The organism is Polynucleobacter sp. 39-46-10 (assembly GCF_002282275.1).
Window position 1 is genome coordinate 1 of the sequence record NZ_NCJB01000248.1, and the last position, 3,658, is coordinate 3,658.

The following is a 3,658-nucleotide window of genomic DNA, read 5'->3' on the forward strand; positions in this document are numbered from 1 at the left end:
AACGGCAATCAGCAGTGCAACTCCAATGCCATAAATCCATACTGCTGCCATTTCCAGCCATTTTGGTGGGATACGGGAAACTATCCACATGACAACAAAGGACAGTGTTAGATTGCGCAGCTCATCTTCAAAACGAACGGGGGTATTTTGACTGGCGGATAAAAATATAATAAATCCAATTCCTGCTAAGCCAAGTAGAATAAGGCCTAGCTGGCGGTCAAGTCCGCTAAAAATACTCAGAAAAATATTTTTTATTTTTTCTATGGCGCTCTTTTCCATTCAGGAATCTCCTTTGGCCATTTACCTTCAAGATAAAAATCAAGCGCTTTACGTGCAATTGGAGCGGCATGCTGAGCCCCAAAACCAGCATTCTCAACAACCATTGCAATGGCGATTGTTGGTTTTTCAGCGGGAGCAAAAGCAACATACAAAGCATGGTCTCGTAAGAATTCTGCCGTGGAACCATGGTGATATTCTTTCGAGTTCAAGCTAAATACTTGTGCCGTTCCAGTCTTGCCTCCTGCTTGATAAGTTGTACCTTTAAAAACGGAGGCAGAAGTTCCCGAATTATTTACCTCAACCATCGCTTTCTTGATGGTCTCAATATTCTCAGGCACAAGATCAATGCGATAACTTTCTTTTGGGGTCGTGAGAGTGCGATGTCTAGTGAAGGGATCTTCAATTGCCTTAACCAAGTGCGGCTTCATCACAATACCGTTATTTGCGAGATTGGCCATCGCATGCGCCAGCTGCAAAATCGTAAATGCGTTGTAACCCTGGCCAATACCTAAAGAAATTGTTTCTCCTTCGTACCACTTTTGCTGCTCTGGTTTTTTAAAAGTATTTTTCTTCCATTCGGTTGATGGCAATACGCCTTTTGATTCACCCTGTAGGTCGATGCCAGTAATTTGACCAAAGCCAAATGGCTTCAGAAAGTCATGCATCAAGTTGACGCCCATATCACGCGCCAAAAGGTAGTAGTAAGTGTCGCAAGATTCAACAATAGACTTTTGCATGTCTACCAAACCATGACCCCCTTTTTTGTCATCTCGAAAAGTATGATTACCAAATTCAAAATAGCCTGGGTCTGAGATCGTTTGAGTCGGGGTGCGTTTTTTGGTTTCCAAAGCGGCAAGAGCCATAAAGGGTTTGTATGTTGATCCTGGCGGGTAGATCCCTTTAAGTGGGCGGTTGTAGAGTGGCTTTTGTGGGGAGTCATTCAACTCCTTCCAGGTCACTGAATCAATGCCCTCTACAAAATCATTAGGATTAAAGTTGGGCTTTGATACAAAGGCCAATATATCGCCAGTCTCTGGCTCAATTGCCACAAATGCACCGCGGAAATTTCCATAGAGCTGTTCAACCAAATATTGCAGCTTGATATCAACCGATAGCACTACGTTTTTTCCTGGAACCGATGGTGAACTTGCGAGGGTACGTACTGGTTTGCCCCCTGCAGTAATTTCAACCTCATCGTACCCTGGTGTGCCACGTAATACTGTTTCGTAACTTTGCTCTATGCCAATCTTCCCGACATATTGAATCCCTGGTAGAAATGAAGTTTGGAGCGCGTCAGGATCACCGGCTTTGGAATTATCGATTTCAACTTGCATGCGCTCGATATCGCGTTTGGAAGCACGCCCAATATAGCCAATCAGATGCGAGGCTAGTTCGTTGTAAGGGTACTCGCGAAAGCTTCGTGCACGTATTTCAACACCCGGAAAGCGATAGCGATTAGCCATAAATCGCGCTGTTTCGGATTCAGTAAGCATCGATCTCAGGGGAAAGGTGCCCATTTTTCTAGAATCTTCAAGTGAGCGCTTGAAATTCCGACGATCCCTAGGGGAAATCAATACGATTTGGGAGAGCTCATCAATGAGCTCATCAACATTACCTTTTAGCTCTTCAGCATTCACATCCAAAGTCAATGCTGAGTAGTTTCGGCCAATAACAATCCCATTTCGATCGATCAATAGACCGCGATTTGCGGGGGCAGGAACAAGGGCAATACGATTACTTTCTGCTAGCAGAGCATATTTGCCATGGCTTACCAGTTGTAGCCATACCAATCGAGTGATGAGTAGGAGGAAGCAAAAGGTAACAAACAAGGTCGCAATATGAATGCGCTCTTGAAATGAATCGAGGTTTGGTTTTTTAAATGAAACCATGCAGCGCTTTAAAGCGGACGATTGTGGTCAACATCAATAGGTCGACGTTGGGGCGAAAGCAAAATTTGCGTTGCTACAGGCCATAGCAATGTCTCAATCATTGCTTGGACAGCACCAGTTAATGCCCACCAATAGACTTCACCACTCAATAGCCAGTGGGTGATTACGGGGAATAATGAAACTAGTAAGAAAATCGGCAGTAAGTGCATCGCCTGGGTGAGAACATTCAAAACAATGATTCGTCTATGCCAAGAGATCGCAAGGTAGGCGACCAATGAGTAGCTAAAAGCATGCAAGCCCAGCAGATCAGAGTTATGCACATCCATCAAGAGCCCAAGAAAGAATGCGGTGCCCACCCCAATATAGCGATGTTGATGGATATTCCAAAAGACGATACAAATAATGAGCCAGTCGGGAACCCAGCTGTAATTACCAATTGGCAGCAGTGAAAGCAACAGCGCACAAAGTAAGCTGAAATAAATAAAGACTGGATTAACCGGTCGCAGAATATAGCCGCTTTGAAAATCAATCATTGCATGCCTCGCGCACGAGTTTGACGGCGACCTGGAGCGTTAACTATCGGTGCGCCTAATTTATTGCTGCCAGTAGAAGCATTGGCATCCCACTGGGGGTCATAAAGAAGGGCTAAAGCCTGGCGATAGCGATTGACGGGGGCAATTGGCACACAAAAGACATTCGATGAGTTTTTATCAGCATTACGCTCAATGCGACTAATGACTGCAACGGCAAAACCTGGCGGATAAACGCCGTCGATACCTGAGGTAATGAGTACGTCACCTACTTCTAAATCACTGGCCACGGGTAAATAGCGAAGCTCTAAGGGGTTGCCGCGCCCAGCTCCAAATACCGCTGCTCTCAAGCCATTGCGAGCCACCTGTACAGGCACTGCAAAGTCACGATCCTCTAATAAAGAAACCTCGGCAGAATTATTGTAGAGACGCACTACTTGACCCAAGATACCGGAGTCGTTGGCTATTGGACTGCCTTGCTTTATTCCGTCGGCACTTCCCCGATTAATCACAATCCGTTGAGAAATTGGATTGGGTGGATTGAATAAAATTTCCACCGACAATGTTTTATAGGGAACTTGATTTTGTAAGTCGATGAGCTGACGCAAATTTTGATTTTCTATTAAAAGAAATTCAGATTGATTCGCAAGCAGAGAAAGTTCAGCTTGGCGGACTTTCATCTCTTGGTTTTCTTTATCGAGTGTTCCGCGACTAGTGAAATATTCTGATGTCGCTTCATAAACATTGCGCGGCATCATCATCACATACTCTAGTGGGCGCAACAGCCAGTTGACATTGTTGCGAATTGGATCGAGTGCCTTATAGCGAAAATCGATCAACATCAATGCGATGCTGATCGACAAGCAGACAATCAGTTTGACTAAAGCCGGAACGCCTTGTCTGAAAAGAGGAGGAGCGCTATGTTGCAATTCCCTAATCGACGCTTAGGTCAATTACTCT

3 protein-coding genes and 1 pseudogene are annotated in these 3,658 nt (G+C 44.9%); all 4 read right to left on the reverse strand.

What is annotated here, in order from left to right; all coding sequences use genetic code 11:
* Positions 1-279: pseudogene (locus B7X71_RS13660) on the reverse strand (rod shape-determining protein RodA); the annotation flags it as partial.
* Complete coding sequence (gene mrdA, locus B7X71_RS13665; protein ID WP_215302225.1) at positions 261-2,168, reverse strand: penicillin-binding protein 2; 1,908 nt, start codon at positions 2,166-2,168, stop codon at positions 261-263. The gene mrdA and the pseudogene B7X71_RS13660, both read right to left, overlap by 19 nt.
* An 8-nt stretch (positions 2,169-2,176) precedes the next feature.
* Positions 2,177-2,701, reverse strand: a complete 525-nt coding sequence (mreD, locus tag B7X71_RS13670; RefSeq protein WP_215302223.1) for a rod shape-determining protein MreD — start codon at positions 2,699-2,701, stop codon at positions 2,177-2,179.
* Positions 2,698-3,627, reverse strand: a complete 930-nt coding sequence (gene mreC, locus B7X71_RS13675) for a rod shape-determining protein MreC (RefSeq protein WP_293599066.1) — start codon at positions 3,625-3,627, stop codon at positions 2,698-2,700. The genes mreD and mreC overlap by 4 nt, the downstream gene beginning before the upstream one ends.
* Positions 3,628-3,658 lie beyond the last annotated feature (31 nt).